The 6,000-nt window shown below is 70.8% G+C and carries 8 protein-coding genes; 5 read left to right on the top strand and 3 right to left on the bottom strand.

The window, feature by feature from the left end; translation table 11 throughout:
• Positions 1 to 441 precede the first annotated feature (441 nt).
• A complete protein-coding gene (locus tag ACFQV6_RS08170) occupies positions 442 to 1,332 on the top strand; it encodes a DUF559 domain-containing protein (RefSeq protein ID WP_378026739.1) in 891 nt (296 codons plus the stop codon).
• Positions 1,333 to 1,576: 244 nt separating this feature from the next.
• Here the strand turns inward: ACFQV6_RS08170 and ACFQV6_RS08165 are convergent, their stop codons facing one another.
• Positions 1,577 to 2,380: an alpha/beta hydrolase gene (locus ACFQV6_RS08165; protein WP_378026738.1), complete on the bottom strand. Its 804-nt coding sequence runs from the start codon at positions 2,378 to 2,380 to the stop codon at positions 1,577 to 1,579.
• Between the two features lie 80 nt (positions 2,381 to 2,460).
• Between ACFQV6_RS08165 and ACFQV6_RS08160 the strand changes: the two genes are divergently transcribed.
• The 3 genes from ACFQV6_RS08160 to ACFQV6_RS08150 all read left to right on the top strand — a co-directional run bounded on the left by ACFQV6_RS08160 (position 2,461) and on the right by ACFQV6_RS08150 (position 4,298).
• Entirely contained in the window at positions 2,461 to 2,589 is a 129-nt protein-coding gene (locus tag ACFQV6_RS08160; RefSeq protein ID WP_378026737.1) for a hypothetical protein, read from the top strand.
• A 163-nt stretch (positions 2,590 to 2,752) separates the two neighbouring features.
• Positions 2,753 to 3,505, top strand: a complete 753-nt coding sequence (locus tag ACFQV6_RS08155; RefSeq protein ID WP_378026736.1) for an AraC family transcriptional regulator — start codon at positions 2,753 to 2,755, stop codon at positions 3,503 to 3,505.
• Entirely contained in the window at positions 3,483 to 4,298 is an 816-nt protein-coding gene (locus ACFQV6_RS08150) for a siderophore-interacting protein (protein WP_378026735.1), read from the top strand. The genes ACFQV6_RS08155 and ACFQV6_RS08150 overlap by 23 nt, the downstream gene beginning before the upstream one ends.
• Positions 4,299 to 4,304: 6 nt before the next feature.
• Here ACFQV6_RS08150 and ACFQV6_RS08145 read toward each other — a convergent pair whose 3' ends face one another.
• The gene (locus tag ACFQV6_RS08145; protein WP_378026734.1) at positions 4,305 to 4,475 is read right to left on the bottom strand and encodes a Flp family type IVb pilin; all 171 of its coding nucleotides are present in this window, start codon (positions 4,473 to 4,475) and stop codon (positions 4,305 to 4,307) included.
• A gap of 294 nt (positions 4,476 to 4,769) precedes the next feature.
• On the opposite strand from ACFQV6_RS08145, the gene ACFQV6_RS08140 reads away from it, so the two are divergent.
• Complete coding sequence (locus tag ACFQV6_RS08140; RefSeq protein WP_378026733.1) at positions 4,770 to 5,321, top strand: GNAT family N-acetyltransferase; 552 nt, start codon at positions 4,770 to 4,772, stop codon at positions 5,319 to 5,321.
• A gap of 24 nt (positions 5,322 to 5,345) precedes the next feature.
• Here ACFQV6_RS08140 and ACFQV6_RS08135 read toward each other — a convergent pair whose 3' ends face one another.
• Entirely contained in the window at positions 5,346 to 5,552 is a 207-nt protein-coding gene (locus tag ACFQV6_RS08135) for a hypothetical protein (RefSeq protein ID WP_378026732.1), read from the bottom strand.
• Between the last annotated feature and the right edge of the window lie 448 nt (positions 5,553 to 6,000).

Below are 6,000 nucleotides of genomic sequence, written 5' to 3'. Positions count from 1 at the left end.
GGCCTGGCTGGTCGTGAGCGGGGTGCTTTCGGCCGTCGGGCCCCTCTGGGCGCCAGCCGGTCGGCCTGGCTGGTCGTGAGCGGGGTGTTTTCGGCCGTCGGGCCCCTCTGGGCGCCAGCCGGTCGGCCTGGCTGGTCGTGAGGGGGGTGTTTTCGGCCTCCGGGCCCCTCTGGGCGCCAGCCGGTCCGTCGGGCTGGTTGTGAGCGGGGTGTTTTTGGCCGTCGGGCCCCTCTGGGCGCCAGCCGGTCGGCCCGGCTGGTCGTGAGCGGGCTTTCGGGGCCGGCAGGGCCCCGCTGTGCGCCAGCTGGTCTGTCCGGCTGGGGGTGAGGGGGGTTTCGGGGAGCGCCTAGCCGACATTCTGGCGCCGGCTGAGTTGTCCACACTGGGCATCTGTCCACAGGCGTCGACGCGCGTTTCGGCGGTGATGGCGATCCTGGCTCGATGACCACGAAACCGCACCTGCCCGCTTCACTCGCCCAGCTCCCGTTCCGCGGGTCGGCCGCAGTCGCCGCCGGAACCGTCAGCAAGGACATGCTCCGCGGTGGCAAGTGGCGACGCCTGCTGCCCGATGTCTACGCACACCGTGACGTCGTCGTCGATCACCGCCTCTGGTGTGCGGCCGTGAGCCTGATCCTTCCCCGGGGGTCCGCGATCGGTGGGCTGAGTGCGGCCTACCTCTGGGGTGCCGAACTGTCGCGTGCCACGTCGCCGGTGTCGGTGGTGACTCCGCGCGACAGATGGACCAACCGCAACTCCAGGATCGTCGCGCACCACACCGTCATCGCCGACAGCGACCTCACCGAGCTTGATGGAGTACTGGTGACCACGCCGGAACGCACTGCGTTCGATCTTGGTAGACGCCTTCGGCGTACGGAAGCCCTGGTATCGATGGACATAATGATCCGCGACGTGAAACCGGATCTCGTGGTCGTGCAGGAAATGGCTGTGCAACGCCGGGGATGGCCACGCGTCGCACAATTGAAGGAAGTGTTGAAGCTGGCGGATCCCCGCGCGGAATCGCCGATGGAGTCCCGGTTGCGGCTCTTGCTCCATGACGCAGGCGTGCCGCCCGCGGTGCCCCAGCATGAGGTACGCGACGATCGAGGCCGGCTGATCGGCCGTGTCGACCTGGCATGGCCGGCCGCCAGGCTCGCGGTCGAGTACGAGGGTGACCATCATCGTGAGCGTGACCAGTACCGCCGCGACGTCGCCCGGACCAACGCGCTGCGGTCGGCCGGTTGGACGGTGCTGCGCTTCACCGCGGACGACCTGCACGAGCGCCCGCGCGAAACCGCGATGACAGTCGCCGCCGAGCTGGCCCGCTACCGCTGAGGTCCGGCTGGGCGTGAGCGGGGTCCCGGCCACCGAAAGGCGCCGCTGAGCGCCAGCTGGTGGAGCGGGCTGGCCGTGAGGGGGGTCGGGAGGGCGAAAAGGCGCCGCTGAGTGCCAGCTGGGCGTGAGGGGGGTCGGGAGGGCGGAAAGGCGCCGCTGAGCGCCGGCTGGGCGTGAGGGGGGTCGGGAGGGCGGAAAGGCGCCGCTGAGTGCCAGCTGGGCGTGAGGGGGGTCGGGCGAGAGGTTAAGGGGGGAGGAGGGGGAGGAGGGCGGATCGGAGGTGGGGGCCGGCGACCAGCGAGGGGTCGTTGTGATCGGCGCCGGGGATGGGGAGCTCGAGCCGCAGGTCGGGAGCTGCACCCGCCACGGCCGCACTCTGGGACGGCGGGACCGTCCGGTCAGCGGTCCCGTAGACGACGACCGTGGGAACAGGAACCCGCGGAATGAGGGACAGCACAGGAAACCGGTCCCGCAGGAGCTGACGAACCGGCAGCAACGGATAGTGCTCCCGCCCAGCCGCCGCCAGATCCGCGAACGGCGAACGCAGCACCAGCCCCACCGGCGGCCGCCGAACCGCCAGAGCAGTCACCACCGCCGCCCCCAGACTCTCGCCGTAGTAGAGGACCGGAAACCCCACCCGCTCCGCGAGATAGTCACAGGCCGCATCAGCATCCCGGGCCAGACCACTCTCCGTAGGACGGCCGGGATTACCGCCGTACCCCCGATATTCGAGCAGCAGCACAGTCAGCCCGAGCCCCGCCAGAGCCGTCCCGAGCGGCAACCGACCGTGCCGATTACCCGCATTACCCGGTGCTACCAGGACGGAGACGCGCAGGTCCGGCGTACCCGATGGTGGTCTGATCAACCAGGCATCCAGCCGCAGCCCGTCCGCGGTGCGCAAGGTGACGTCGCTCGCCTGCGCTGCCGCCTGCGGCACGCCGCGATCCGGAAAATAGATCAGGCGCCGTTGCGCGACCCAGGCCAGGGCCACGATCAAGATCAGAATCAGGGGTACGCCCAGAGCACCTCGCACGAGGATCCTCCTCATGGCCCCAGTGTCGTGCACCCGGCTCTCGTGCACCCCGGCGAATCGGTCCCGGTGTCGTGCACCCGGCGGATCGGTGGTGGATGAGCGCCGACCGGCCGGTCCAGGCCGGCGATCTCCTGGAGGGGCATGACCGGCCGATCGGCGCCCTGCTCGGCGAGGCCGGCAGATCCAGCCCGTCCCGCGAGACGCTGTGGGCCCCCGAACAGTGACCGTCAACTCCCGCAGCGATGGAAACGTGGTTCCGGCTGGACACGGGAGCGAGCGTACGGGTGAGCGACCCCCCTCGATCCAACCCAGGAACCGGCTCGTCACCGGAGCGGTTCGGGAATGGGTTAGGGTCACCTAACTCAAAGGTCGGAGGGATCGGTGACGATGGCGGACACGGTCGAGGCGGACGACGCTCCGCTGGCCGAGTGGGGCCATCCACCGCATGTTCACGACGAACACCTTTTTGTGTACGCCCCGCTCGGTCACATCGCGGTGAACGCCCAGGACAGGGAGTTCCTGGTCAACGCGGCGGCCGGCCTGTGGATCCCGGCCGGCGTGGTGCACGGCGCCCGGTTCAGCCGGGACGCGCTCGTGCTGTCGGAGGAGTTCGAGACGCCGGGGCATGATCTGCCGTACCGCGACGCCATCGCGGTGGAAGTCACTCCGGACGTACGCGAGTGGCTGCTGGCCCGCTCCCGGATCGCCACCGGGGAACCGCCCGGCCCCGGCCTGTTCGCCGCCCTCGCCGGGTTGCGGCCGAGCCGGCTCCCGCTGCCCGAGCCGTACCACCCGATCGCCCGCGCCGTCGCCCGTGAGCTGGCCGGCAACCCGGGGGACAAGCGCACCGCCGCCGAGTGGGCGGCCGGGCACTTCACCAGTTCGACGAGCCTGCGCCGGGCGTTCCGCGCGGAGACCGGGCTCGCCTTCACCGAGTGGCGCACCCGCCTGCGGCTGAACCACTCGCTCGACCTGCTGGCGAAGGGACTGCTCGTCGGCGCCGTCGCCGTCCGGGTGGGCTTCACCAGCGCCAACGGTTACATTCTCGCGTTCCGGCGGCACTTCGGTGAGACGCCGGGCGCTTACATCGCCCGTCGCAGCCCCGGAGGTCCACACGATGGCCAGTCACAGGATTCGTAAGGCGGTCGACCCGCATGTGCTTCTGCTCGAGGTGGTCGGGAGCGAGCGGATCTCGCCCAACGTCGTCCGGGTGACGCTCGGCGGGGAGGGCCTGGACAGGTTCACCGCCACCGGCTTCGACCAGTGGTTCCGGCTCTTCCTGCCCCGGCCGGGTCAGGACAGCCTGAAGCTGCCGACCCGCGCCTCCGGCCTCTGGTACGCGCAATACCTCGCCACCGCGAAGCAGAAGCGGCCGTACGTGCGCAACTACACGGTCCGCGCCCACCGGCCCGAACAGCGCGAACTCGACGTCGACTTCGTGGTGCACCTGGAGCCCGACGGCAGCTGCGGTCCGGCCGCCTCGTTCGCGCTGAACGCGAAGCCGGGCGATCAGGCCGGCCTGCTCGACCAGGGTGTGGGCTACAACCCGCGGCACGAGCACGACTGGACCCTGCTGGTCGCCGACGAGACCGGGCTGCCCGCGGTGGCCGGGATCTGCGAGTCCCTTCCCGAGGACGCGCGAGGTGTGGCCATCGTGGAGATCCCGTCGGCTGAGGATCGGCAGGAGTTCCGGGTGCCGTCCGGCGTACGCATCGATTGGGTTGCCCGCAACGGTGCCGGCGGTGTGCCCGGTGAGCTCGCCCTGACCCGCCTGCGGGAGGCGGAGTTGCCGACCGGCGACGTCTACGCCTACCTGGTCGGCGAGTCCGCGCTGGTCACCGGTGGCCGCCGGCACCTGGTGGAGCAGCAGCAGGTGCCCAAGCAGAATGTGGACTTCATCGGTTACTGGCGCCACGGCCGCGCCGCCATGTGACCGCCCTCAGGCGGCTCCCGTGAACAGCGCCGTGATGCCCTCGCGCAGGGTGACGACCACGGCGATGAGGCCGCCGGCGAACAGGACTGCGAGCAGCGAATACTCGACCGCGGTAGCACGCTGGTCCGTCCCGCGGGCGGCGCGCAGGTGGTCGAGGAAGAGCTTGAACTGCCCCACGGTGTGTCCTGACACTCGGCGGCTGCCCGGGCCGGCGGCCTTGCGCCGTACGTATCGGAGCCGTTGCACCCGCCTTGAGACACCCGGCGGTTGCCGGCCGGATGCGTTGAGTTGCGGAGTGAGTGTCAGGAGGCAACAGCAGAAAGCAGGCGTACGGCCGGAGCGCACCGATCCTCCAGGACAGCCACCGTGGTGTCGCGGCGGTCCGGTTGCGGTGGGTTGCCGAGAGGGCCTAGCCTCCTAGGATGGTTAAGGGGTGAGGGTGGTGCCTCGTTCCCCGTACAGTCCGGCACTGTGACAGCACCAGAGATCACCGTCGCCACCATCGCCGACCGGGAAGCGGTCGTCGAGTCGCTGGTCGAGGCTTTTCCCGCCGATCCCGTTCTGCGCCACCTCTTCCCGGACGAGGAGACCTATCCGCGGCACGCGGCGGCGTTCTTCGGCCACCTCTTCGACAAGCGGGTGGGCCGGCGGTCCATCTGGACGATCGAGCGTGCCGCGGTCGCCATCTGGGAGCCGCCCACGGAAGGCGGCGAGACGCTGCCCGAACCGGATCTGCCCTCCGATGCGCTGGGGCGGATGAAGGAGTACGACGACGCTGTGCACGAAGCCTTCCCCGGCGGTCCGTTCTGGTACCTCGGTGTGCTCGGCACCCACCCCGCCCGCGCCGGTCGTGGCTGGGGCCGTGCCGTGATGAGCGCCGGCCTCGACCAGGCTGCCGCGGACGGGCTACCGGCCGTGCTGGAGACCAGCAACCCCGGCAACGTCGACTTCTACCTGCGCAGCGGCTGGCAGGTCGTCAGCCGGCTCACCGCCCCGCTCCCCATCTGGATCATGACCCAATAGATCATCCGTCGTTGCCCCGCCTGATCAGGCTGTTGCTCCACCGAGGGCGATCTTGGCGTCCTGCTCGATCTCGTCGGGGTCGGCCTTGAGTTCACGCACGGCCACCTTCTTCGTGCCCTGCCGCATGGCACGCTCCACCTTCGAGCCCATGTCGGTCACAGCCACCACGACCAGCCCGAACTCGCCGGAATCCAGGTACTCGCCCAGCTCCTTCAGATCGTGCCTGCTCATCCCGGCCGCGGCATGCCCGGCCAGTGCCCCGAGCAGCGCAGTTCCCGGCCGCCACGCCCCCTGAGCACCAGCCGCCCCACCCAGCTGGCCGTGAGCGGGGTGTTTCCGGCCGTCAGGCCCCCCTGAGCGCCAGCCGGCCCGCCCGGCTGGCCGTGAGCGGGGTGTTTCCGGCCGTCAGGCCCCCCTGAGCGCCAGCCGCCCAACCCGGCTGGCCGTGAGCGGGGTGTTTCCGGCCGTCAGGCCCCCCTGAGCACCAGCCGCCCAACCCGGCTGGCCGTGAGCGGGGTGTTTCCGGCCGCCACGCCCCCCTGAGCACCAGCCGCCCAACCCGGCTGGCCGTGAGCGGGGTGTTTCCGACCGCCACGCCCCCCTGAGCACCAGCCGATCCGCCCGGCTGGGCGTGAGCGGGGCGGTGCTCAAGGGCCGGGATGGGGTGCGGGTGAGGGTG

The organism is Actinoplanes sp. GCM10030250 (assembly GCF_042666575.1).
In the GTDB taxonomy this organism is placed as follows: domain Bacteria; phylum Actinomycetota; class Actinomycetes; order Mycobacteriales; family Micromonosporaceae; genus Actinoplanes.
This window is presented reverse-complemented; position numbering and strand designations above follow the sequence as displayed.

Coding starts and splice junctions, on each gene's coding strand:
- ACFQV6_RS08135 (WP_378026732.1), bottom strand. CDS start 5,552: ATGAGCAGGCACGATCTGAAGGAGCTGGGCGAGTACCTGGATTCCGGC.
- ACFQV6_RS08160 (WP_378026737.1), top strand. CDS start 2,461: ATGAGCGCCGACCGGCCGGTCCAGGCCGGCGATCTCCTGGAGGGGCAT.
- ACFQV6_RS08155 (WP_378026736.1), top strand. CDS start 2,753: ATGGCGGACACGGTCGAGGCGGACGACGCTCCGCTGGCCGAGTGGGGC.
- ACFQV6_RS08165 (WP_378026738.1), bottom strand. CDS start 2,380: ATGAGGAGGATCCTCGTGCGAGGTGCTCTGGGCGTACCCCTGATTCTG.
- ACFQV6_RS08170 (WP_378026739.1), top strand. CDS start 442: ATGACCACGAAACCGCACCTGCCCGCTTCACTCGCCCAGCTCCCGTTC.
- ACFQV6_RS08150 (WP_378026735.1), top strand. CDS start 3,483: ATGGCCAGTCACAGGATTCGTAAGGCGGTCGACCCGCATGTGCTTCTG.